At 46.5% G+C, this 24,080-nt stretch carries 19 protein-coding genes; 14 read left to right on the top strand and 5 right to left on the bottom strand.

The window, feature by feature from the left end; translation table 11 throughout:
- The first annotated feature begins 130 nt into the window (after positions 1–130).
- Positions 131–1,906, top strand: coding sequence for a peptidoglycan D,D-transpeptidase FtsI family protein (locus ACUC6J_RS18270; protein WP_447249249.1), 1,776 nt, complete (start codon positions 131–133; stop codon positions 1,904–1,906).
- Here the strand turns inward: ACUC6J_RS18270 and ACUC6J_RS18265 are convergent.
- Positions 1,894–3,048 (bottom strand): AI-2E family transporter, encoded by a 1,155-nt coding sequence (locus ACUC6J_RS18265; protein ID WP_044787255.1) that lies wholly within the window; start codon positions 3,046–3,048, stop codon positions 1,894–1,896. The genes ACUC6J_RS18270 and ACUC6J_RS18265 overlap by 13 nt on opposite strands.
- 178 nt (positions 3,049–3,226) lie before the next feature.
- Here ACUC6J_RS18265 and ACUC6J_RS18260 point away from each other — a divergent pair, with 178 nt between their 5' ends.
- On the top strand, positions 3,227–4,675 hold the full coding sequence (locus ACUC6J_RS18260) for a polysaccharide deacetylase family protein (RefSeq protein WP_017426730.1): 1,449 nt from the start codon (positions 3,227–3,229) through the stop codon (positions 4,673–4,675).
- A gap of 84 nt (positions 4,676–4,759) precedes the next feature.
- Here the strand turns inward: ACUC6J_RS18260 and ilvD are convergent, their stop codons facing one another.
- The 3 genes from ilvD to ACUC6J_RS18245 all read right to left on the bottom strand — a co-directional run bounded on the left by ilvD (position 4,760) and on the right by ACUC6J_RS18245 (position 8,247).
- Positions 4,760–6,448 carry a dihydroxy-acid dehydratase gene (gene ilvD, locus ACUC6J_RS18255; protein ID WP_016819075.1) on the bottom strand — a complete coding sequence of 563 codons (1,689 nt, stop codon included), beginning with the start codon at positions 6,446–6,448 and terminating at the stop codon, positions 4,760–4,762.
- 341 nt (positions 6,449–6,789) lie between these two features.
- On the bottom strand, positions 6,790–7,038 hold the full coding sequence (locus tag ACUC6J_RS18250) for a KGG domain-containing protein (protein ID WP_013372595.1): 249 nt from the start codon (positions 7,036–7,038) through the stop codon (positions 6,790–6,792).
- 174 nt (positions 7,039–7,212) lie between these two features.
- A complete protein-coding gene (locus ACUC6J_RS18245; RefSeq protein ID WP_016819074.1) occupies positions 7,213–8,247 on the bottom strand; it encodes an acyltransferase family protein in 1,035 nt (344 codons plus the stop codon).
- Between the two features lie 314 nt (positions 8,248–8,561).
- Here ACUC6J_RS18245 and ACUC6J_RS18240 point away from each other — a divergent pair, with 314 nt between their 5' ends.
- The 4 genes from ACUC6J_RS18240 to mgrA all read left to right on the top strand — a co-directional run bounded on the left by ACUC6J_RS18240 (position 8,562) and on the right by mgrA (position 11,994).
- Entirely contained in the window at positions 8,562–9,368 is an 807-nt protein-coding gene (locus ACUC6J_RS18240) for an alpha/beta fold hydrolase (protein ID WP_126665981.1), read from the top strand.
- A 14-nt stretch (positions 9,369–9,382) separates the two neighbouring features.
- Entirely contained in the window at positions 9,383–10,153 is a 771-nt protein-coding gene (locus tag ACUC6J_RS18235; RefSeq protein ID WP_447249248.1) for an HAD family hydrolase, read from the top strand.
- On the top strand, positions 10,150–10,890 hold the full coding sequence (locus tag ACUC6J_RS18230; protein WP_016819071.1) for an NAD-dependent protein deacylase: 741 nt from the start codon (positions 10,150–10,152) through the stop codon (positions 10,888–10,890). Before ACUC6J_RS18235 ends, ACUC6J_RS18230 begins: the two co-directional genes overlap by 4 nt.
- An 84-nt stretch (positions 10,891–10,974) precedes the next feature.
- Positions 10,975–11,994, top strand: a complete 1,020-nt coding sequence (gene mgrA, locus ACUC6J_RS18225) for an L-glyceraldehyde 3-phosphate reductase (protein WP_447249247.1) — start codon at positions 10,975–10,977, stop codon at positions 11,992–11,994.
- Between the two features lie 138 nt (positions 11,995–12,132).
- Here the strand turns inward: mgrA and ACUC6J_RS18220 are convergent, their stop codons facing one another.
- On the bottom strand, positions 12,133–12,999 hold the full coding sequence (locus ACUC6J_RS18220) for a helix-turn-helix domain-containing protein (protein ID WP_447249246.1): 867 nt from the start codon (positions 12,997–12,999) through the stop codon (positions 12,133–12,135).
- A gap of 220 nt (positions 13,000–13,219) precedes the next feature.
- Here ACUC6J_RS18220 and ACUC6J_RS18215 point away from each other — a divergent pair, with 220 nt between their 5' ends.
- The 8 genes from ACUC6J_RS18215 (at position 13,220) to ptsG (ending at position 24,027) form a co-directional block, all read left to right on the top strand.
- Positions 13,220–14,398, top strand: coding sequence for a galactokinase (locus tag ACUC6J_RS18215; protein WP_447249245.1), 1,179 nt, complete (start codon positions 13,220–13,222; stop codon positions 14,396–14,398).
- 1 nt (position 14,399) lies between these two features.
- Positions 14,400–15,389 carry a UDP-glucose 4-epimerase GalE gene (gene galE, locus ACUC6J_RS18210; protein ID WP_016819067.1) on the top strand — a complete coding sequence of 330 codons (990 nt, stop codon included), beginning with the start codon at positions 14,400–14,402 and terminating at the stop codon, positions 15,387–15,389.
- A gap of 17 nt (positions 15,390–15,406) precedes the next feature.
- Entirely contained in the window at positions 15,407–17,050 is a 1,644-nt protein-coding gene (locus ACUC6J_RS18205; RefSeq protein ID WP_447249244.1) for a UDP-glucose--hexose-1-phosphate uridylyltransferase, read from the top strand.
- Between the two features lie 185 nt (positions 17,051–17,235).
- Positions 17,236–18,399 carry an iron-containing alcohol dehydrogenase gene (locus ACUC6J_RS18200; RefSeq protein ID WP_016819065.1) on the top strand — a complete coding sequence of 388 codons (1,164 nt, stop codon included), beginning with the start codon at positions 17,236–17,238 and terminating at the stop codon, positions 18,397–18,399.
- 173 nt (positions 18,400–18,572) lie between these two features.
- On the top strand, positions 18,573–19,091 hold the full coding sequence (locus ACUC6J_RS18195; RefSeq protein WP_031462051.1) for a hypothetical protein: 519 nt from the start codon (positions 18,573–18,575) through the stop codon (positions 19,089–19,091).
- Between the two features lie 48 nt (positions 19,092–19,139).
- Positions 19,140–20,675, top strand: a complete 1,536-nt coding sequence (locus ACUC6J_RS18190; RefSeq protein ID WP_090889853.1) for a flotillin family protein — start codon at positions 19,140–19,142, stop codon at positions 20,673–20,675.
- A 191-nt stretch (positions 20,676–20,866) separates the two neighbouring features.
- Complete coding sequence (gene glcT / locus ACUC6J_RS18185; RefSeq protein ID WP_090889850.1) at positions 20,867–21,742, top strand: glucose PTS transporter transcription antiterminator GlcT; 876 nt, start codon at positions 20,867–20,869, stop codon at positions 21,740–21,742.
- Positions 21,743–21,981: 239 nt separating this feature from the next.
- The gene (gene ptsG / locus ACUC6J_RS18180) at positions 21,982–24,027 is read left to right on the top strand and encodes a glucose-specific PTS transporter subunit IIBC (RefSeq protein ID WP_016819061.1); all 2,046 of its coding nucleotides are present in this window, start codon (positions 21,982–21,984) and stop codon (positions 24,025–24,027) included.
- Positions 24,028–24,080 lie beyond the last annotated feature (53 nt).

Below are 24,080 nucleotides of genomic sequence, written 5' to 3'. Positions count from 1 at the left end.
AAATATTAGGTTGGAGCCCATATTCATCACTAGATATCCAATAAATTTGGTAACCCATTCAACATTACATGTTGAGTGGGTTTTCTTTTTCCATCACCGGACATACTACTGGAAAAATGATGAAAGAAGGATGAATGTGTCTAGGCGTCATAGCAGTTTCATTCGTCAACGTCGAATTGCATATATAGCCCTGGGGATCATGGTATCGCTACTGATTTTATGTTTCCGACTGGCTTGGATTCAGGGAACAGCAGGCATTCATTTGTCATTGTATGGGGGGCATTCGCTTAAAGAAATGTCTGTACGTCAGCGACAGGAAGGAATCGCTATTGATACTGGGCGTGGACAGTTTACGGACCGACACGGGCAGCCCTTGACTGGAGGAGTCGTATGGACGCCAGTGCTTTTTCCCGATGTAGATGGCCGAGCAGCTTCGCATGGACAGGAACTGGCCAAGTTATTGCATACGAGTAAAGGGCAACTGTTGACGCAATGGAAGGGACTGCAATCTCCGCTCATATGGAGGGATGGACGTGGAGAGCCTGTACAAATCCATCCGAATGAAGCGGGCAGACTTCTGAAGTTAGCCCCTTCGCTCATAGAGCTTGTACCGTATGCGCAACGTTATAGGGACTTGCCCAATGGCAGACAATGGCTTGGTTTTATGTATGAACGTGGTGAACGAGCAAGTGAACTGCCGATGGGGGCAGCTGGCCTGGAAAGAACGCTAGAGCCGCTGCTAAGCGGCGTTGGTGAGACATTCGTCTCTCGGTTTGTAGATGCTCAACGTCGTCCATTGACTCATGCCCCGCTTCGTGTCAGTGCTCCATCCAATAGTCACTATCCATTACAGGTGCAGACTACAATTGATCTCCCGTTGCAGGAACAGATTGAGAAGCTGACAGAATCTAACCACTTGGCAGAAGGAGCAGTCGTTGTGCTTGATGCAGGTAACGCGGATGTTATGGCGATGGTGTCTCGTCCTTTTTATAATCCCGCTCATGTTGATCCGCAGCAGAAAACAGACTGGTCTAATCGTGCTCTCAAAGCAGTAACGCCTGGTTCAATTTTTAAGTTGGTTACGGCTGCGGCTGCACTTGAATCAGGTGTGGTTCAACCGCAGGAGCAATTTCATTGTCATGGAGCCTATGGCAAGTACGGCTTGTCATGCTGGAAAAAAGAAGGACACGGAACCCTGAACCTGGAGGAAGGGCTTGCCGTATCCTGTAATAGTGTGTTCGCCCATCTCGGCGAACGGCTTAACGCTGAGCAAATTCAGGCCGCAGCCTCTGCACTAGGATTGAGTCGAACCGTGGGCTGGCAGGACCGGGATCTGGCAGGACTACCTCAATTCAGACCGCTGGATCACGAAGAAAAGGGAGCCGTATTCGGCTCCCATACGAATGCATCTGATCCAGGCGTACGTGTGCAGACAGCTATCGGCCAGCGTGATGTGCTGGTGACGCCTCTCCAAGCAGCTAACCTCATCGTCACCTTGCTGCACGATGGTCAAGTACATGCACCGCGCATCGTAAAACGCGTCAGCTACGCAGACGGAAGCACCTTGCTGGAGCTACCTGCTCACGCTGCTCCTTTACCCCAAGGCAGCCGCTCGATTCGCACATCCACGGCTCATACGCTTCGTGAAGCAATGGAACAAGTTGTGACACACGGTACAGGTGCCTCCTTGCGTAACAAAACCTGGAAGCTGGCCGGTAAATCGGGTACGGCCCAAGCTTTAAAAAACGGTCGCCCCATAAATCACCAGTGGTTTATTGGTTACGGTCCGATAGAGCGGCCACGTTATGCGGTTGCCGTTCTTGTGCAAAATGCTTCAACGCATGCTGCAAATCAAGCCACAGCACTGTTCGGCCAAGTCATGGATCTGCTAGCTCAATCCTCTTGAGTCCTGCGAGTAGCTTCACGCTCTTCCTCCTGAATTTTGACGATAAAAGGAGGTTCGTCAAATTCCTCAGTCGGAAACCGAATCCATTGCTGCAAATAACCTTGCTGCCACAATTCCTTGAGCAAAATGATCAGAATGGGGGATAGGATTAATCCGGCCAATCCGAAGATGGATAACGATATAATGGCAAAGGAAAGCATTAGATAGGCAGATGAGACGCCGATGGAATTACCAGTAATTTTGGGCTCCGCCAACTGGCGCACAATCACGGTGACAGCCATGACAATAAGCAAGCCTACAGCCAAGCCGGTATTCCCCGTGATGAACAAATACACTGCCCACGGAATAAAGATAACAGGCACACCCAACAACGGCAGAATATCAAACAAAGCTGCTACGAGCGCCAACGATAGGGCATTATCTACTTGCAAAATGAGTAAACCTATAAATACGAGCACAAAGGTAATTCCTACCAGTAAGGCTTGAGCCTTGAGAAAGGCGGAAATGGCTTTAAGTACATGATTTTTTAGAAAAAGGTACGCCGTTTTTAGTGTCTTCGGTGTTTTACTGCGAGCAATTCCTTTCCAGAGATTAATTTCCATACTCAAAAAGAACGCTAAAATGATGGCAACCGCAAAGTTGCCCATAAAAACAGTGAAAGAGCTGAGAAATTGAATGAAAAAAGATAACCCTAGCTGTGCCCATTTCGTAGCAATGGTGGTAGCAGTCGCAAAATAATCATTTACACGTTCGGTAACACCCGGAGGCAAGGCAGCAATTTTATCTTGAGAAAGATGAAGAATCCGCGTGAATTCCGTTTGGATAATCTGGGTATAATGTGGGAGGTTTTGCGCGACTTTTGTAAATTGAGTAACCAGGATCAGGCCCAATCCGAAAAAAATAGCCAGTAATAAGATGATAAACAGCAATACGGAGAGTGCGGAGGCAAAAGGCTTTTTCATGCCTTTGCGATGAAAATAACGGGCAGCAGGTTCAATGCACCAAAACACGACGAATGAAAGGAACACAGGTGCGGCTAGCTGATACAGTTTGCTGGATACGAACATAATTAAATACACGGTTAATACGATCAGACCGATATCAAAGACAGTACGCCAATATTTTTTGTACAATGGAAGCATATGTATACAACGACTCCTTTAAGATTTTTATTTATTGTACACTAAATTGAATCTCAATGCTGACCAGTAGCAATGGCAAAATCTCGGCATGCTTACATCATTGTGATAACATATAAGTAAGTGAGTTTTCCTCAGGAGGCCTGCTTGGAAGTTCAGAATAGAAAAGTGGGGATAAAACGTGCAGACTTTGCTGTTATGGATGTTTTACATTTCAACTTTTTATGCTTTTATTCCGGCGCTGGTGAGTCGTATATTTGGTTTCCGGGTGTTTAGACGTGGCAAAAGTGACCAAGAATATGCGCTAACATTTGATGATGGTCCTGATCCAGTCTATACACCACAGTTGCTTGATTTACTCAAGCGTTTTGATGCCAAGGCTACTTTTTTTGTTGTAGGGTTGAATGCCGAAAAACACCCTGAGCTTCTTAAGCGCATGCATGATGAAGGTCATCTGATCGGTATTCACAATTATGTGCACAAATCGAATTGGCTTATGCGGCCTGTTACTGTTAGAAGACAAATTGCCCAGACAGAGTCAGTCATTCGTCGAGTAACTGGCGAAGGAACGACCTTTTATCGTCCACCTTGGGGGATTGTGAACTTTTTTGATATTTCCAAAAACAATGGTCGTCGAATCGTATTATGGTCCTCTATGTTTGGTGACTGGAAGGCCAGCATTGGAGCGAAACAATTAGCAGAAAGAATGCTCAAAAAGCTGAGGGGTGGCGAGGTGATGCTGCTCCATGACTGTGGTACGACATTGGGGGCAGACGCAGAAGCGCCACAGAATATGCTCATTGCGCTAGAGAAGCTATTGAGGGTCGCCCAGGAACGGCAATTACGCAGTGTCCGCGTGGATACATTGTTTTGCCGTCAATCTGGCTATCATTCCACTGTCTCCTGCTTGTCCAGTACAGATTGGATGAAAAAAACGATGGTATTCGGATGGCTACAATACGAGCGCCTTTTTCACGCCTTGTTCCGCCTTCGTCCTGTTAGCAAGAATAACACGATCTTTTATTATCGTCGCCGTATCTATCATGGACCCAATATCAACATGGAGAACGGTAGGTGGCTGGAAAAGGGGGACCCCATAATTGAGCTTCATTTTGACAATAAAATGTTGTTTCAATTGGGAGCGACGGCAAAGTCCTTGGTACATCTAGCGATTCAATTGATTCGGGTTGTGAAAAGACAACTGCCTGATCTTACCCAACGGGTTGTACATGATTCTGGTATGAAGGGTGTAAAGGCGATCTATGCAGTAAGTATGATTCATCGAGGGCCTGAAAAATTAGGCTTTCAAATTCAGGAGCTTCCCCAAGGACTGTTTAAGCATGCATCTACTGTATATTTAAAGCTGTTATTTCGTGTCATCCATCCTTCGGGTTCAGAACAATTGAGTGAAAAAAAAGAGGTCATGGTACCGAAACTAATCGTGATGCCCATTGATACCTTGTTTGAACGTTTTCAACCGGGGGATTCGCACCGGGCAGACCAGGCTTTTGATCCAACTGATCAAAGGGATGTGGTTCATACACTCAACAGTGAAATGACCGAAGAAGGGGAGCCTATGCATACTTCGATCAGGGCTTCACAAACAGCGGATACAGGATCAAGCAGTTGACCTAATAAAAAAAGCCTCTCGATCCTTTGTAGGAGTCGAGAGGCTTTTTAGTGGTTCATACAATAATCTATCTTGGCAAAGCACTTAGATTTTCATAATTCCGCCGTTACTTGCGTTCGTCACCAGCTTGGAATAACGCGCCAGGTAGCCTGTCTTCACTTTCGGCTCGAAGCCTTTCCAGTTGGCACGACGACGGTCGAATTCTTCGTCCGTAATGTGAAGCTCAATCTTACGATTGTTCAGGTCCAGCTCAATGATATCGCCGTCCTCAACAAAAGCGATAGGTCCGCCTTCTGCTGCTTCGGGGGAAATATGACCGATGGAGATACCACGGGAAGCACCTGAGAATCGTCCGTCTGTAATCAGACCAACCTTGGCACCAAGCCCCATGCCCACGATTTGTGAAGTCGGAGCGAGCATTTCAGGCATACCAGGTCCGCCCTTAGGACCTTCATAACGAATAACAACAACATGTCCTTCGGCAATTTTACCGTTAGCGATGCCAGCCAGTGCATCTTCCTGTGAATCAAAGCAGATGGCAGGGCCTTTGTGATAACCGCCAACAGAAGGATCAACCGCACCGACTTTAATAATGGAGCCTTGTGGTGCCAAATTGCCGAATAATACAGCTAGACCGCCGCGCTCGGAATAAGGGTTGTCCAATTTGTGGATGACGTTAGTGTCCAAAATTTCCTGACCCTCTACGTTTTCACGAAGGGTTTTCCCAGTTACAGTAATACAGTCACCATGCAATGCGCCCGGTTTCTTCAATAGCTCATTCAGCACTGCGCTTACGCCACCTGCATTATGAACATCCTCAATGTGATAGTCGGAAGCAGGTGCCAATTTGGACAAATGAGGTACACGGTTCGCGACTTCATTGATGCGTTCGATAGGGTAGTCAACCTCAGCTTCATGGGCAAGTGCCAATGTATGCAATACGGTATTCGTAGAACCACCCATTGCCATATCCAGTGCAAATGCATTATCAATGGCTTCTTTAGTCACGATATCACGTGGTTTGAGATCGAGCTTAATCAATTCCATCAATTGGCGCGCAGATTGTTTGACGAATTCTTTGCGTTCTTCTGCTACGGCGAGGATGGTGCCATTACCTGGCATAGCCAGTCCCATCGCTTCTGCGAGACAGTTCATAGAATTCGCTGTGAACATTCCTGAACAGGAGCCGCAAGTTGGACAGCCGTATTGTTCTAGCTCAAGCAAACTTTGATCATCGATTTTGCCAGCCTGGAATGCACCTACACCTTCGAAGACGGAAGTCAGGGAAATAGAGCGTCCGTTCTTATCTTTACCAGCTTTCATAGGACCGCCGCTGACGAAAATAGTCGGAATGTTAACACGCAATGCCCCCATCATCATACCAGGGGTAATTTTATCGCAGTTAGGAATACATACCATGCCGTCAAACCAGTGAGCGGAAACGACAGTTTCCAAAGAGTCTGCAATAATTTCACGACTTGGCAGAGAATAACGCATACCGATGTGTCCCATGGCAATGCCGTCATCTACACCAATAGTGTTAAATTCGAAAGGTACACCGCCTGCTTCACGAATGGCCTGCTTGACAATTTTGCCAAATTCCTGCAAATGGACGTGGCCCGGTACGATGTCAATATACGAGTTGCATACCGCAATAAACGGTTTGTCAAAATCTTCTTCTTTGACGCCCGCTGCGCGCAGCAAGCTGCGGTGAGGAGCGCGGTCAAAGCCTTTTTTAATCATATCGGAACGCATTTTCGTCTTAGCTGTCATGATGCTGGTTTCCCCCCAAAGTATAAAAATGGTATGGCGTTCAATGAACGCCGTAATAGCGCAGATGTTTTCTAAAGAGTCTATCATAGTTGTGCGCATATTTCTACATATATGAGGATTTTGAAAAAAGTATAGAAGTGTTCTGTAAGCAACAATATATAGATAGGAACAGTTTTATTTATCTATATATTGCATCTGTAAGGATTTGAATTGGATTCTTCAAAACTCTGATATCCTGATATATTAGCCTATCGGATAAATAGGAAAAGCCCATTCCGTAATAAACGGAAGGGCTCAGGCTTGTTTTTATGTTAAAGGGGGGTGGAATATAAAACTATATTTTAATTTCTGCCACCTTTACGACCGATGTCTCTGTAGAAATTTTTGTCATGCGACTCAGCTGTAGCATCGCCGCCCTTTTTGCCGATTTCCTGATAAAACTCTTTATCATGTGAGTTTGCGGTTGCTTGTCCGCCTTTCTTGCCAATCTCCTGATAAAATTCCTTATTGTGCTTCTTGGAGGTAGCTTCCCCACCCATACGGCCTGCTTCTTCGCGACTCATTTTACCCTGATTTTGATTACGTGCCATTACAAATCACTCCTTATTAAAAAGTTGTTTTTTGTTGCGCGTATCATTTACTTACCACATCTTTCCTGTATGAAACAGGCACTATGCGCGAAGTAAAGAGGGGGAGACCCACTTCCATTCTCGTCTGTAAGTGGGTTGTCGCGTGCTGATTGTGACATATCAATGGATAAAAAGTTACGCAGACCGTCTAAAAAGATAAGGAGCGGGCTTCAACATCCACTCTACCTGTGGCTCAATCAGAGGCCGTGTTGCAGTTCGAACCCAAGGCATGGTCAACAGACAGCACAGACCTGTGGCGCACACTAGAATCAACATGACTTCCACAGGAGTATCTATATACTCGTAGACCCCCTTTGCAACAACGGAACGGACGATTAAGCCATGCAGCAAAAAGACATATAATGTACGTCGTCCCATCTCGGTTATACGTCCTGTGACGGCTGGAACAAAGCTTAGAAACGCCATAGATGCTATCCATTGAACTCCATAAATGCCGATACGGTAAATCCCTGCGTACCATTCGGTATGGCCCAGTTCACCATAAGTCATGTTGCCATATAGCCAGCCTGCCGGGATGCCAAAATACGACGTTCCCGCCAGTACCATAAGTAAAAGAGATACAATACCAGCGATGATACGGACAGGTGTTGTGAAGAAGCGTCGAACGTCGGCATAATTCAAATGATAACCTGCTACAAAGTAAGGCAAATAAACAAAGGTTCTGCATACGCTTAGCCATATACCGTCTACGGGGAGATATCCGACAAGGATACCCAGCAGCACGGATATACCCAGTTGGAAGACTGGTGGTATTTTCTGAAAAGATAGCATCAGCAGTCTCCAGCAGATGTGGCTGGCAAGGAACCAAAGCAGCAGATAAGGAGCAAAAAAAGAATGATGGATATGGGGAACGTGAAAGATTACGACATCCAAAATTGAATAAAGGGATTGGAAAATTAGATATTGCATACCGATCTGAAGCAGGACCTTTTGTCCTGCGAGACCCGTCAAAGTGGTTTTGGCAAAGTAGCCTGTAACGAGAACAAACAACGGCATATGAAACATGAATATCCAGCTGAACCATTGTTGGGCAAGATGAAGTGAACCGACTAATGGCTCCAGGGCGTTTCCTGCAAATACGCATATAATCAACAGAAATCGCAAATTGAGAAAAAAGCTTTCCCCTTGTACATCATGGCTTGTCGTCATGTGTTTCCCTCCGAACGGCTTCTGCCGACTAAACTATTTAAAAAATAATTCTTTACATGGAACAAGGTACGATACTCTGGATTGTAACATTGTGATTTTATTCACAATAGTAAGCGTTATCATGTCCTTTTTATGTGGCGAAAGCTTGAACACGGAATAAAGATGGGCTTATGTCTGGAAACGTGTGCTAATTTGACCCTGTACAGGCAACGATGTTACCCTAACAAGGTTATAGTTATGCTAACAAATACAGCGACACCATTTAGATTCAAGTTACGAATCACGATGTACGAAAGTCGAAAGGAACTTATACGATGAGAAGAAGAACAAGAAGATCATACAACTCCTATGGAACACGCGGATCTCGGAAAATATGGAAAATTCTTTTAGGCATCCTAATTGTCATTGTGCTAATTGCGGGTTGGGGAGCATGGAAGGTATTTACGCCTTATCAGCCTGACGAGACGGCTGCTGCTGCATTAGCCGAAATAGCAGATACTGTGAAAGTAGATGAGCAAGAGCATTGGTTAAGTTTTGAGCCTGCCGAAGGAAGTGGATCAGGAGTCATTTTGTACCCAGGAGCGTTGGTTAAACCCGAAAGCTATGCGCCCTTGGCACGCCGTCTGGCAGAAAAGGGTCATCATGTGATTATTGTAAAAATGCCACTGAACCTTGCATTGATCTCACCGGATTTGGCGAATGAAGTGCTAAAGGCGTACCCGAAGGAAGTCTTTGTTATTGGCGGACATTCGTTAGGTGGTGTGATGGCGGCCCGATATGCAGCTGCACATCCTGATCAGGTTAAAGGTGTATTTTTCCTTGCTTCCTACCCGGATAACAAGGGTAATTTAAAGGATAAAAATCTGCCAGTGATTTCTCTACTAGGAAGTGATGATGGAGTCATCCAGATGAAAAATGTCCAAAGTGGGAGAACTTATTTACCTGCCAACACGCTGTATTTTACAGTCGAAGGGGGGAACCATGCCCAATTTGGCAGTTACGGTGCCCAGAAAGGGGATAATCCTGCGAAAATTAGCGCTGTTGAGCAATGGAATCAGACGGTAACGGCTTTACAGGACTGGATGAAAGAGAGTGTAGATTCAGCTTCTAAGAACCCGTAAAGGAGGTGTGATGCATGTCTGAGCTGATCGTGCAGGGGAAGCGATACTCATGCCGTGGCATCTTATTCGATAAAGATGGCACACTACTGGATTTTATTCAGTTGTGGGGCCCTTGGGCTCGTTCTATACTGGATATGATGGAGCAGCATCTTGTCGTGGCGGGAGCCGGTTTTACGATGGAAAAAGGCAACATTCTAGGCACTGTTCACGATCAGGAGGGACGTGTGATCGGTTACGATCCTTCTGGTCCGCTGGCAATGGGGACGGTGGATGAAAGTACAGGTGTGCTGGCTTGGCAGCTTTATACTGCCGGTGTCCCGTGGAATGAAGCTGTGCGGCTTGTCCGCGAATTTAATAAAACAGCGATGGCTGACGTCCGCCGACATCGGGCAGCGAAGGTGTTTCCGGGGTTGCGGACCTTATTGAAGCAGAGTCGCCATGCCGGATTGAAGCTGGCGGTTGTGACCTCTGACAGTACAGAGGCTGCACAAGAGCATCTGGAGTGGATGGGGCTGACATCCTATTTTGACGAGATCATCGGACATGATAGGGTTACATACGGTAAGCCTGACCCGGAAATGGCTGAAACAGCTTGCGCGTTACTAGGACTGTCGCCAGCGGACGTGGTAGTGATCGGAGACAGTAATGGAGATATGCAGATGGGCAAGCGTGCCGGAGTACGGCTAGCCATTGGATTTGCTCCGGAACCGGAGCGTTCCGGTCATTTGCTGGATGCGGATAAGGTGGTTCGTGGATATAAAGAGCTGGAGGTGCGTAGAGCATGAAAGTTAATACGTTGGCGGATTGGATACAGCAATCGCAGAATATTGTTTTTTTCGGCGGAGCAGGGACATCGACGGAAAGTGGTATTCCAGATTTTCGTTCGGCAGCAGGCTTGTATCAGAGCGAGGAAAAATTACCTTATTCTCCCGAGGTTATGCTTAGCCGCTCTTTTTTTGTGAAGCATCCTGAAGTATTCTTCGGTTTCTATCGCAGCAAAATGCTGCATCCCGATGCGAAGCCGAACGGCTGTCATCATTTCCTCGCGTCTTTGGAAAAGCAAGGCCGTCTTAAAGCGGTTGTGACGCAAAATATTGACGGATTACACCAGGCTGCAGGGAGTATGAATGTAATGGAGCTTCACGGCTCGATACATCGCAACTACTGTATGGAATGCGGCCGCTTTTACGGTCTAAATGAAGTGATGAACAGTTCCGAGATTGTACCTAAATGTCCGTTAGATGGAGGAATGATTAAACCGGATGTCGTTTTATATGAGGAAGAGTTGAATCAAGATACCCTTATGCAATCCATTCAGGCCATTTCTCAAGCAGATCTGCTGTTAATTGGAGGAACATCACTAACAGTCCATCCTGCGGCAGGCTTGATTACTTATTTTCGCGGAAAACATACAGTGCTGCTGAATACAGACCCCACCTCATATGATCACAAGGCGGATCTTTTGATCACTGAACCGATCGGTAAGGTTATGGAAAAACTTGCTCATCAATTGGGGTTGTAATCGTTTTCTTGTCAACGCCCGGATAAAAGCGCTATGATGATGTTGTGATGGACATAACAATGTTTCGAGAGAGGCTGTGATAGCATGGTTTATTTAGCTGGCGAAGATCGTTATGAAAGTATGAAATATAACCGTACAGGGAGATCAGGTCTTAAACTGCCCGCTATTTCGCTGGGCTTGTGGCACAATTTTGGCGGGATTAACAACGCGGAGAATGGTCGCAGCATGATTACTCGCTCCTTTGATCTGGGCATTACGCATTTTGATTTAGCTAATAACTATGGTCCTCCTGCGGGTTCAGCTGAGGAATTTTTCGGACAAGTGTTAGCCAGTGATATGAAGCCGTACCGGGATGAATTGGTTATCTCCACCAAAGCAGGCTACCATATGTGGGAAGGTCCATATGGTGACTGGGGATCTCGCAAGTATATGATATCCAGTCTGGATCAGAGTCTGAAGCGAATGGGGCTGGACTATGTCGATATATTCTACTCTCACCGCTTCGATCCGAATACGCCGCTGGAAGAAACGATGGGAGCACTGGATCATATCGTACGTTCCGGTAAAGCGCTGTATGTGGGTGTGTCTAATTATAGTGCAGAGCAAACGGCAGAAGCAGCTCGTATTTTGAAGGAGCTTGGCACACCGATGTTGATCCATCAGCCGAGATACTCTCTGCTTGACCGCTGGATTGAAAATGGATTACAAGATGTACTGGACGAAAACGGGATAGGCAGCATTGCCTTTTGTCCACTGGCTCAGGGACTGCTGACCAATAAATATTTGAACGGAATTCCCGAGGATTCACGTGCAGCAAGCACATCGGTTTTCCTGAATGAGAACCATGTGACGCCTGAAACTCTTCGCAAGGTGCGCGCCTTGAACCAGATGGCTGCTGCACGTGGACAAAGTTTGGCTCAATTCTCACTGGCATGGGCTCTACGCGGTGAACGTCTGACCTCTGTCCTGATTGGGGCTAGCCGTGTAAGCCAAATCGAAGAAAATGTTAAAGCCTTATCCAATCTGGAGTTTTCACAGGAGGAGCTGGACCGGATTGATTCGATTCTAAATGCTGGGAACGGACAAGACGGCGGCACAGCCTAATGACAAAAGGTATTTTGGAGTCATTAACCTAATTTCACATTCTCTTGTACGATATATACTCTAACAGCCCGCATTCGCTTGAAGGATGCGGGCTGTTTGTTATTGGCAGGGAGCTAGGGAAACCTGCCAAAGCTTACTTTACAACTGAGGATACTGCTTAACCTTGCTCCGGTACTCGGTTGGAGACTGACCACAGAAACGTTTGAATTGACGTGAGAAGTATAAAGCATCGGTTAAACCTACAGATGCAGCCACTTGCTCGACCGACAGCTCAGGACGTTCACGCAGCAGTTGACGTGATTTGTCGATCCGTAGCTTAAGCAGATAGGTGACGGGGGAGACGCCCGTTTCCTTTTTGAATATTCGTGATAAGTATGCACGGTTATAACCAAGCCCTTCAGACATTTGCTCAATGGATACGGGATGTGCGTACTGAGTGGACATATATTGAACCATTTGTTTGACTGTTCGTCGAATTTGCGAATCCGCCCCAGACGGATCAGTCCAGTCACTCAGGTAATTACTTGCTTCCCCCATAATTAGGTACAAGTAGCCCAAGGCTGAGAGATGAGAGCTAGATTTTCTGCTGTAAAAGGCCAATTGCATTTGTTCCAGATAACCGGGAATAGGACTTTGATCAACAGCATGGAAAACAGGCTGATGAACACGCAGTCCTGCCTCTTGCACCACCTGCTTCGTATGGTGTCCGGTAAAGGCAGACCAACGATAGCGCCACGGTTCCTCTTCATCAGAGGTATAGCTCACCAGCTGACCGGGATGAATAAGGAAAAAATCGTTTTTTTTAAGCTGATATGTGTGCTGTTCTGTTCGAAAGATGCCTTTGCCCGACTCTACAAAGTGGAGCAGATAGTAATCATAGATTTTCGGCCCAACGGCATGACCGGATTTGGTCTGGCTCTCTCCTGCAAAAAGCACATGCAGCGGGCTATTTTCATAAAACACCGGATTAGAGGCGACAGCATAACTATATGAATGCGCTTGCAAAATAGAGTCATCCTTCCTGCATTTGTGAATAGTTTAGCGGATGCGGTATACTTACATTGTACATGTCCAAGTCACATTTATCCATAGCTTAAACACATGGATGCATTACATTGTGTGACGCTTTCATTTATACTGAAATCATAAGAGATGTCAACCTGATTAAGATATTACAGGGAAATCAGGGAGACTTTTACTAACGGTGAATGAGGTGGATGCGGATATGAACTCTACTGAATTAAAGAAACATTTTATTGAAAAATATGGTGAAAGCAGCAATGAACTGCTGATATTTCATGCCCCTGGGCGCGTCAATCTGATTGGAGAGCATATCGACTATAATGGTGGTTATGTACTCCCGGCTGCGCTGGAATTTGGTACGACGCTGATCCTTCGTGCGCGCAATGATGACCAAATTCATTTTGCTTCGACAAACCTGTCGTACGAAGTGTCTATCCCCCGCGGAGAGATAGGTAAAAGCAAAACGGATGAGTGGGTGGATTATCCGGTGGGTGTGCTGGTGGAGTTGGCTCAAAAGGGAGTGTATCCTTCTAGCGGATACGATCTGCTCTATCATGGAGAAATACCGAACGGAGCTGGATTATCCTCCTCAGCCTCGATTGAGGTCGTGACCGGCTACGCTTTCCTGACTACCGAGAAGCAGAAAACCGACACAGTCGAAATTGCTTTGTTATCCCAGCGTGCAGAAAACAATTACGTGGGTGTCAATTGCGGCATTATGGACCAGTTCGCTGTAGCGAACGGAGCGGCTGATCATGCAATTCTGCTGATGTGCGATACGCTGGAGTACCGTAAAGTGCCATTCCGCACGGGAGCTTATAAGCTTGTGATCGGCAATACAAATAAGCGCCGCGGTTTGGTGGATTCAGCCTATAACGAGCGTCGCAGTCAATGTGCGGAAGCACTGTCCATTTTGCAGCAGCAGGAGTCGTCATTGGAGTACCTTGCACAGCTGGATGAGGCTCGGTTTGGAGAGCTTCAGCATCATATTGCAGATGAAACAGTTCGCCGCCGGGCACAGCATGTGGTGGAGGAAAACGCTCGTGTGCTGGCCTCTGTCGAAGCTCTCGCGGCGAATGAACTTGCAGCTTTCGGTCAGTTAATGAACGCTTCACACGATTCATTACGTGACCTGTATGAGGTCAGCTGCACCGAGCTGGATGTTATGGTGGAAGAAGCACGACGCATTCCTGGCACGCTGGGTGCTCGCATGACAGGGGCTGGGTTTGGAGGTTGTACGGTTTCATTGGTTCATGAGGACGATGTGGAACGTTTTGTGAAGGAAGTCGGCGAAGCTTATCAGGCCCGTACAGGGCTGGAAGCCAGCTTTTATGTATGCAAGGCAGGAGACGGAGTTAAAGAACTGAAGGAGGACGAATAACATGGCCATTTTAGTCACAGGTGGAGCTGGATATATCGGTTCACATACCGTAGCAGAACTGTTGGATCTGGGAGAAGAAGTTGTCGTGCTGGATAACTTGCAAACCGGACACAAAGGAGCATTACTTGGAGGCAAGTTGTATGAAGGTGATTTGAGAGATAAAGAACTTCTGTCCAAACTGTTCTCTGAAAATAAAATCGACGCTGTTATTCATTTTGCAGCCAACTCGCTGGTTGGGGAAAGCATGCAAAATCCTGGGAAGTATTATGACAACAATGTATTTGGTACGTTGAGCTTGCTGGAGGCGATGAAAGATGCCGGCGTAAGCAAGATCGTATTTTCCTCGACTGCCGCTACTTATGGCGAACCGGAAAAGGTGCCGATTGAAGAAGGTGACCGTACTGAGCCAACTAACGTGTATGGTGAAACAAAGCTGATGATGGAGCGCATGATGTCCTGGTTTGATAAAGTATTAGGCATCAAATACGTGTCTTTACGGTATTTTAATGCAGCTGGTGCCCATGAGAGCGGCAAAATCGGTGAAGATCACCGACCAGAAAGCCATCTGATCCCATTGGTGCTCCAGACAGCATTAAAACAGCGTCCACATATCGCTGTGTTTGGTGAGGATTATGCGACACCTGATGGTACGTGTGTCCGTGATTACATTCATGTAAGTGATTTGGCGGATGCTCATGTGCGCGCAGTGAATTACTTGCGTGAAGGTAATGACAGCAACATATTCAATCTGGGCAACGGGCAGGGCTTCTCTGTGAAGGAAGTGATTGAAACGGCACGCAAGGTTACTGGACTCGACATTCCAGTTGTGACAGAACCCCGCCGTGCAGGCGATCCAGCAATATTGGTTGCATCTTCTGACAAGGCCCGTTCGGTGCTGGGCTGGAGTCCAAAACGTACCCAGCTGGAGGATATTATTAGCGGAGCATGGGGATGGCATCAGTCGCACCCTCAAGGCTACGGCGACGAATAGACGGGAGACGATGACATATGAGCGAGCGCCAATCCGTAGATAAAGGCCAAGACCGGGAACTTTCCCGGCACCTGGCCCATGACATCGACGAAACTGTACAGCAATCGGCTCTATATGCGGTGGAGCAACTGGTTGCTTTCGCACATAAGAAGGGCTTGATTGGTCTGCAAGATACGGATTACAGTCGTAATCTGCTATTGGAGCAGTTCGGGTTTTCGGAGCCTTATTCCGGTGGGGAAGCAGGGGGCATTATTGCCCCCGAAGCTCTCCAGCCTGTGCTTAATGTATTGATAGATTATGGTTTTGCCATAGGGCTTATCCCTGAAAACACGGATACGTATCGTGATTTGCTGGATTCCAAAATCATGGGTCAGCTAATGGCGAGACCGTCTGAAGTCATCCGTGACTTTCATCAAACGGAGGCTGAACGTGGTATAGAAGCGGCTACAAATGCTTTTTATCAATTATCCATCGATTCGAACTACATTCGAATGGATCGGGTAGCCAGCAATGTGTACTGGAATCAGTCAACGCCTTACGGAGATATGGAAATTACGATTAATTTGTCCAAGCCAGAAAAAAGTCCCAAGGAAATTGCAATGGCGAAGCTTTTACCGCCGCCTGTTTACCCCAAATGTCAATTGTGCCGTGAAAACGTTGGATATGCCGGGAGGGTAAACCATCCGTCCCGCCAAAATTTGCGTATTATTCCGGTCGAATTGAATAGGGAACCGTGGTTTTTTCAATATTCACCTTATGTGTATTACAACGAGCATTGCATTGTGTTCCATCATGATCATGTACCCATGAAGCTTACAAAGGATACGCTGCGGCGGTTGCTGGCCTTTACGAAAGCGTTTCCGCATTATTTCATTGGCTCTAATGCGGATCTGCCTATTGTCGGAGGGTCGATCCTAACTCATGATCATTTTCAAGGCGGTCGTCATACATTCCCAATTGAAAAGGCGGGTGTGGACGGCGTATACCATAATGAAGAGTTTCCGCAGGTTACGGCAGGTATTGTAAACTGGCCGATGTCGGTCATTCGTTTTACGTCAACAGATCCCGACGCACTGTTGGAGGCGGGGAATGCTGCTTTTGAAGCCTGGAAGGGTTATAGTGATCCATCAGTAGACGTTCTCTCTCATACCGAGCTGGAGGGGGAAACGATTCCGCATAATACAGTAACGCCGATTGTGCGCCGGGATTCTGAAGGAAGATATCAGATGGATCTCGTACTGCGGAACAATCGAACGAGTGAAGAATACCCGGAAGGTATTTTCCATCCCCATCGCGAGATGCATCATATCAAAAAGGAAAATATCGGTCTGATCGAGGTGATGGGGCTTGCCATCTTACCAGGTCGACTCAAGGATGAGCTAGATGGAATTGCTGATATCTTGTGTGGGGACGACGAATTGGCCGTGGCTATGCAGCAGGAAGGACATCCACTGTTTAAGCATGCAGACTGGATTTACCAGTTGAATACCCGGTTCGGTCGCCTGTCTGATAAGGAGACGGCTGTTCGTAACGTACAAAATGAGGTTGGACTGAAATTCAGTGAAATTTTAGAGCACGCAGGAGTGTATAAACGGAATCCATCCGGTCAGCAAGCGTTTGGCCGTTTTATGAAACAATTGGGCTATACCTTGGGAGAATAAAGTTGCTTATGTTGCCACATAATACAATACGAGAACCCTCCCAAGATGTGAAATGTAACCATACTCCTTAAGGAGTATGGTTTTTTTTCTGAAAATAAAGCAATTTGTTTCCTGTAACCATAAAGGTTATAATAGAGTAGTTTCTTAACATTAAACTTTAGAATTATTGGAGGCGAACGTTTGCGATGAAAGCATTCGAATTTTATAATCCTACACAATTGATCTTCGGTAAAGGACAATTGGAGGCTCTCAAGCGTGAAGTTCCTAAATATGGAAAACGTGTACTACTTGTATATGGCGGCGGCAGCATTAAGCGCAGCGGTTTGTACGATAATGTAATAAAATTGCTTGGTGAAATTGGTGCAGAGGTAACAGAACTGGCGGGTGTAGAACCAAATCCTCGCTTGTCTACGGTACATAAGGGTGTTGAATTGTGTAAAACAAATCAAATCGACCTTGTACTGGCTGTGGGCGGTGGTAGTGTACTGGATTGCTCCAAAGCTATTGCTGTCGGTGCAAAATATGATGGGGACATGTGGGATTTTGCAGAGCGTAAAGCGGCTCCCAAAGCAGCCTTGCCATTAGGTACGGTTCTGACCATGGCTGCAACCGGCTCTGAGATGAACGCAGGTTCTGTTATTACAAACGAAAAAACTCAGGAAAAATTGGGCTGGGGTAGCGTACATGCGTTTCCTGCGTTTTCCATTCTTGATCCGGTGAACACATACTCTCTGCCACAAAATCAAACGGTTTACGGAATTGTGGATATGATGTCACATACGCTCGAGCATTATTTCCATTTGGAATCCAATACTCCGGTTCAACTGGGCTGGTGTGAAACGATTTTGCGTACGGTCATAGATGCGGCGCCGGGACTGGTTAACGATCTGGAAAACTACGAGCTGCGTGAAACCATTATGTATTGTGGTACGATGGCACTGAACGGCTTCCTGAACATGGGGCTGACAGGTGACTGGGCTACTCACAATATTGAGCATGCTGTGTCTGCTGTTTATGATATTCCGCATGGTGGAGGACTGGCTATTCTGTTCCCGAACTGGATGAAACATAACCTGCATGTGAAGCCTGAACGCTTCAAACAGCTGGCTGTGAATGTGTTCCATGTAAACCCAGAAGGTAAGAGTGATGAAGAAGTAGCGTTGGAAGGTATTCAAGCGTTGCGTGATTTCTGGAGCTCGATTGGTGCACCAAGCCGTCTGGCTGATTACGATATTGATGCGTCCCAAATTGATGTAATGGCTGATAAAGCTGTGAAATTCGGACCTTTCGGTGGCTTTAACAAGCTCAATCGCGAAGATGTAGTCGAAATTTACAAAGCATCCCTGTAAACAGCGGTTGGAGCATAATAGGCACGTTTGTGCGTCATTAGACGTACGAACGTGCTTTTTTGGGTTTAATTTGGAATATAGGAGGTAAATTTTGAAACTTTTTAAGGTTGAATACGTAAACATAGTTATAGACTGGAAACCAGACTGAAAAGGTGCATGGAAGGAGGAGTCGCATGGAAACCTTATTTTGGTGGTTATTGGCAGGAGGGGCAATCTTTACCTTGGTTAGCGTGTTGATCGGGGATGTACTCGGTAGCTGGCTGGATGGGGCGTTAGAACTGCCGGGCCTTGATTGGTTCAGACCTGTCGTTCTACTTGGGGCTATGACTGCTTTTGGCGGGGCTGGAGTACTACTGACAAAGTATACTGGGCTGACCATGGGCTGGGTCGTTGTGCTTGCTTTAGGGATTGCACTTGTGATTGGAGTGCTAGTGTTTTTTGCGTTTATCAAGCCTATGGCGAATTCAGAGGTATCCAGTGGCTTCTCAATGCGTGAACTAACTGGCAGAATCGGTGAGGTCACCATTCCTGTACCTGAGGTTGGTTACGGGGAAGTTATGATCCGCTTGGGTGCAGGCAACACCATACATACAGCATCTAGCTTTGATCACAAACCGCTAGCTGCGGGAACCCGTATTGTCGTGGTTGAGGTCGCAGAGGGCGTCGTCCGCGTAGCGTACCTGGACACATAGACGGCGCATTCGCTTAACTTGAAGGGAGCGTGATCGGGAGTGTCAAGTTTGCAAGATATTGTGTTGATCCCTGGAATTGTTGTCATTGTTATCGTCATATTAGGGATTGCTTTTTGGGCCCGTTACAAAACGGTAGGACCGGATGAAGGAATGATTGTGACAGGTTCTTTTCTGGGAAATAAAAATATTTCCGAGGATGATTCTGGTCGCAAGATTAAAATTGTACGTGGTGGGGGCGCTTTCATTTGGCCTATTTTCCAGCAGTCCGAATTTATCTCTCTGTTGTCTCACAAATTGGACGTAACTACACCGGAAGTATATACAGAGCAAGGAGTACCCGTGATTGCGGATGGTGTGGCGATCATCAAGGTTGGCAGTTCCATTGAGGATGTAGCCACAGCAGCCGAGCAGTTCATCGGAAAGCCGCTGGAAGCGCTTAGAGGAGAGGCTCAAGAAGTGCTGGAGGGACATTTGCGGGCAATCCTCGGCTCCATGACGGTAGAGGAAGTATATCGTAATCGGGATCGGTTTGCGCAGGAAGTACAGGGCGTGGCTGCGCGCGATCTGAAAAAGATGGGCTTGCAGATCGTTTCATTCACCATCAAAGATGTGCGCGATAAACATGGGTATCTGGATGCGCTTGGTAAGCCGAGAATTGCTGCTGTGAAAAGGGATGCAGAGATTGCAGAAGCCGAGGCAGTGCGGGATGCCCGAATTCAGAAGGCGCAAGCAGAACAGGAAGGACAGAAGGCCGAGCTATTGCGGGATACGAATATTGCCGAGGCAGCCAAGGAGAAGGAACTGAAGGTGGCTTCGTTTAAGAAAGAACAGGATACAGCCAGGGCAGAAGCCGATCAGGCTTATCACATTCAGGAGGCCCGTGCCAAGCAGACTGCCGTTGAGGAACAGATGAAAGTCGAGTTAGTACGTAAGGAACGGGAGATTGATATTCAAGCCAAGGAAATACAGGTACGTGAAAAGCAATATGATGCGGAAGTGAAAAAGAAGGCGGAAGCCGATCGGTATGCAGTAGAACAAGCGGCGGAAGCCGACAAATCGCGTAAAATGCGTGAGGCGGAATCGCTGCAATACTCGATTGAAACACAGGCTAAAGCGTCAGCTGAACAAAAACGTCTAAACGGGCAAGCAGAAGCGGATGCAGAACGGGCCAAAGGTACAGCCGATGCAGATGTCATCCGTTTGCGTGGTCTCGCGGAAGCTGAGGCCAAGGAAAAACTGGCGGAGGCGTTCCAGAAGTTTGGAGAGGCCGCCGTGCTCGATATTATCGTGAAAATGTTGCCGGATCTGGCCGGACGCATTGCCGAACCGATTGCATCCATTGATAAACTGACTGTTGTGGATACGGGGAAAGGGGAAGGAGCAACGCGTGTCAGCAATTATGTCACCGAACTGATGGCGACGGCTCCTGAGATGCTTAAGAGTGTATCCGGTATTGATGTAGAGCAGTTGATCAAGGGACTAACCACTGGAAAAAATGGTCTTCATTCCGTACCGTCCTCCGTTGATGCGAACAAGCTGCACAATCCAGCCTCGGTTGAGGTGACACTAACGGATAAAGAATAACGATAAGCCTTCGGGAGCAGATTCTTAGCCCCCAAAAGACCGCTTTTCATCACAGCATTTCCTAGAAATTGTGATGAAAAGCGTTTTCTTTTTATTGACCTTTAGCGGAATATTTGGTACTTTAACGTGGATTCCTCTGAGCTTCATGCTATAATTCTTAGGATCAAGGTTCTGATAAAAGAGGTGCGGATGTGAGCAGCCTAAAAGTGGCCAAAGCGCTGAATAACAATGTGATTATAGGGATGCATCCCGAGCATGATGAGGTTGTCGTGATTGGAAAAGGAATCGGTTTCAATCGCAGACCCGGCGATCTTATGCCGTTGGATTCAGTTGAAAAATTATTTATATTAAAAAGCCATGAAGAGCAGGAGCAATACAAACGGTTGCTTCCTGAGCTGGATGAAAAGCTCATCGAGGTCATCGGTGAGGTACTTCATCTTGTTCAACTTCAAGCAAAGAAGCCTCTAAATGAGCATATTTTGATTGCTTTAACTGACCATATCGCTTTTTCCATCAACCGTCATAAACAGGGAATTACGATTCATAATCCGTTTTTGTATGAGACTAGGGAAATATATCCTCAGGAATACAAGATGGCTGAGCAGGCTGTTGCTTTAATCAGGGATAAGATGAATGTAGATCTGGGAGAAGATGAAATCGGATTCGTAGCTCTGCATATTTATAGTGCTATGACAAACCAACATATCTCCGAGGTTAGGAAGGATTCTCGTCTGATTGCTGACATGGTTCAGGTCGTCGAGACGACACTGGATTACCGAATTCCTCTCCAATCCCTTGATTATTCTCGTCTGCTGACTCATCTGAGATTTGCGATTGAACGTGTACGACGAGGAGAAATTGTGCAGGAGATTTACCGATTGGACAAGCTTTTGAATGAAGAATATCCAGAAATGTATATGCTGGCCTGGAAACTTACGAAGATTATGGAGAAAAGGCTACGTAAACCGGTGTATCCAGCTGAAGTTAGCTATTTGACGATGCATCTGCAGCGTTTGTCCCAACGCAAGGAGCAGGGAGAGCAACAAACTGTGATAAAGCCCGAATAAAAAAGTATTGCCTCGCATTTAGCGTGGTGCTATAATCAATTTTGCAATGAGGAAGACAACAACTAAACATTTTAACGTGTTACTGATTCGATCAGGCATGAGTTGTTTTAAGTTATGATTGTTTACAGCCTACTGGGGTATGCTATATCCCAAGGTTGTGTTCAAACATACTTAAATCGGCTCATGCCTTTTTTGTTGTTTTGCCTCTGTTCTAAATTTCAGAGAAGGATGTGGAAGGTATGTTCAAAAAGCTTTTCGGCGTTTTACAGCGTGTCGGTAAAGCGTTAATGCTTCCAGTAGCCATTTTGCCAGCTGCGGGGCTTTTATTGGGTATCGGCAACATGCTGGTCAATCCTGATTTTCTCCAGTACATCCCTGCGTTAAATGCGGGCTGGGTTCAATCGGTAGCGACAATCATGATGAACGCCGGACAAATTGTTTTTGATAATCTGGCGCTGTTGTTTGCAGTCGGCGTAGCCGTCGGTCTGGCGGGCGGCGAAGGTGTAGCAGGTTTGGCTGCGATCATCGGTTACCTCGTAATGAACATTACGCTGGGTACAGCTGTAGGTGTTACACCTGGTCTGATTGCTCAAAAAGTACCGGGTTATGCGAATGTGTTGGGTATTCCTACACTTCAAACCGGGGTGTTCGGCGGGATTATCATCGGTATACTGGCCGCTGCTATGTACAATCGATTTTTCAAAATCGAGCTTCCTTCGTACCTGGGCTTTTTTGCGGGTAAGCGCTTCGTTCCAATTGCAACGGCAGTATCTTCACTGATTGTCGGACTGGCATTGGTGCTGATCTGGCCCCCAGTTCAACAAGGGCTTAACGCAGTATCTCACTTTATGGTGTATTCCAACCCGACTTTGTCGGCGTTCCTGTTCGGGGTTATCGAACGTGCGCTCATTCCGTTTGGTTTGCATCACATCTGGTACTCACCGTTCTGGTTTGAGTTTGGTGAATATGTGAACAAAGCAGGTCAAACCATTCACGGTGACCAGCAGATCTTCTTCAATCAGCTTCGCGACGGCGTGGCACTGACAGCAAGTACGTTCCAAGTAGGTAAGTTCCCATTCATGATGTTCGGATTACCGGCAGCAGCACTTGCGATGTATCATGAAGCAAGACCGGAACACAAAAAATATGTAGCAGGTATCATGGGTTCAGCTGCCTTGACTTCGTTCCTGACAGGTATTACGGAGCCACTGGAATTTTCCTTCCTGTTCGTAGCTCCATTGCTGTTTGCAGTACACTGTGTATTTGCAGGTTTGTCATTTATGACTATGCAAATTTTGAATGTTAAAATCGGTATGACGTTCTCAGGTGGATTTATTGACTTCCTGATATTCGGGATTATTCCAACCCGTACGCCATGGTGGTATGTAATTATCGTCGGTCTGATTTTGGCGGTTATTTACTACTTCGGATTCCGATTCATCATACGGAAATTCAACTTGAAGACACCAGGACGTGAAGAAGCTACAGATAATGTGGAGGGTGCAGCAAGCGGTAGCAGTGACGAGCTTCCACATAACATTTTGGCTGCTTTCGGTGGTTCATCGAATATCAAGCATCTGGATGCATGTATTACACGTCTTCGGATCGAGGTTAATGAGAAATCAAACGTGGATAAAGCTCGTCTGAAACAACTTGGCGCTTCAGGTGTCCTTGAAGTTGGTAACAATGTACAGGCGATCTTTGGTACCCGTTCCGATACGATTAAAACCCAAATGGCTGATATCATGGCAGGACGTACACCTGCACCTGCTCCTTCAGAACCAGCTCCACAAGAGGAAAAGGAAGCCGGAGAACAAAAGCAAACAATCGTTGTGGAAGATATCGTGATGCCAGTAAACGGTGAATTGGTGGACATCTCGACCGTTCCCGATCCGGTCTTTGCAGAACGCATGACAGGTGATGGCTTTGCAGTTGTGCCAAATGATGGAACCATTGTTTCTCCTGTTTATGGTAAAGTATTCAATGTATTCCCAAGCAAGCATGCGGTTGGTATTCAATCCGATGGTGGTAAAGAAGTGCTTGTTCATATCGGGGTGAATACAGTGAAGCTTAAAGGTCAAGGATTTGACGTTTTGGTGAACGAAGGCGATCTTGTGTCAGCCGGCCAGCCTATTATGAAAGTAGACCTGGAATACGTGAAGGCAAACGCTAAATCCATCATCTCACCTGTCATTTTTACCAACCTTCCAGAAGGATCTTCGGTAACTTTAAACAAAACTGGAGTATTGAAGGCTGGCGAAGATGGTATAATTACGATAAAATAAACTCTATGTGTTTCGGATTAGTTGATTAGGCGGCTTAGGCCGTCTGATCAATT

The organism is Paenibacillus sp. JJ1683, assembly GCF_053006485.1.
Note: the sequence above shows the minus strand (reverse complement) of the source record. Positions and strands in the feature narration are given on the sequence as shown.

What these genes read in the sequence shown, in the direction of transcription:
- ACUC6J_RS18270 (WP_447249249.1), top strand. Translation starts at nt 131, where the DNA reads ATGAATGTGTCTAGGCGTCATAGCAGTTTCATTCGTCAACGTCGAATT.
- ACUC6J_RS18265 (WP_044787255.1), bottom strand. Translation starts at nt 3,048, where the DNA reads ATGCTTCCATTGTACAAAAAATATTGGCGTACTGTCTTTGATATCGGT.
- ilvD (WP_016819075.1), bottom strand. Translation starts at nt 6,448, where the DNA reads ATGACAGCTAAGACGAAAATGCGTTCCGATATGATTAAAAAAGGCTTT.
- ACUC6J_RS18250 (WP_013372595.1), bottom strand. Translation starts at nt 7,038, where the DNA reads ATGGCACGTAATCAAAATCAGGGTAAAATGAGTCGCGAAGAAGCAGGC.
- ACUC6J_RS18245 (WP_016819074.1), bottom strand. Translation starts at nt 8,247, where the DNA reads ATGACGACAAGCCATGATGTACAAGGGGAAAGCTTTTTTCTCAATTTG.
- ACUC6J_RS18240 (WP_126665981.1), top strand. Translation starts at nt 8,562, where the DNA reads ATGAGAAGAAGAACAAGAAGATCATACAACTCCTATGGAACACGCGGA.
- ACUC6J_RS18235 (WP_447249248.1), top strand. Translation starts at nt 9,383, where the DNA reads ATGTCTGAGCTGATCGTGCAGGGGAAGCGATACTCATGCCGTGGCATC.
- ACUC6J_RS18230 (WP_016819071.1), top strand. Translation starts at nt 10,150, where the DNA reads ATGAAAGTTAATACGTTGGCGGATTGGATACAGCAATCGCAGAATATT.
- mgrA (WP_447249247.1), top strand. Translation starts at nt 10,975, where the DNA reads ATGGTTTATTTAGCTGGCGAAGATCGTTATGAAAGTATGAAATATAAC.
- ACUC6J_RS18215 (WP_447249245.1), top strand. Translation starts at nt 13,220, where the DNA reads ATGAACTCTACTGAATTAAAGAAACATTTTATTGAAAAATATGGTGAA.
- galE (WP_016819067.1), top strand. Translation starts at nt 14,400, where the DNA reads ATGGCCATTTTAGTCACAGGTGGAGCTGGATATATCGGTTCACATACC.
- ACUC6J_RS18205 (WP_447249244.1), top strand. Translation starts at nt 15,407, where the DNA reads ATGAGCGAGCGCCAATCCGTAGATAAAGGCCAAGACCGGGAACTTTCC.
- ACUC6J_RS18200 (WP_016819065.1), top strand. Translation starts at nt 17,236, where the DNA reads ATGAAAGCATTCGAATTTTATAATCCTACACAATTGATCTTCGGTAAA.
- ACUC6J_RS18195 (WP_031462051.1), top strand. Translation starts at nt 18,573, where the DNA reads ATGGAAACCTTATTTTGGTGGTTATTGGCAGGAGGGGCAATCTTTACC.
- ptsG (WP_016819061.1), top strand. Translation starts at nt 21,982, where the DNA reads ATGTTCAAAAAGCTTTTCGGCGTTTTACAGCGTGTCGGTAAAGCGTTA.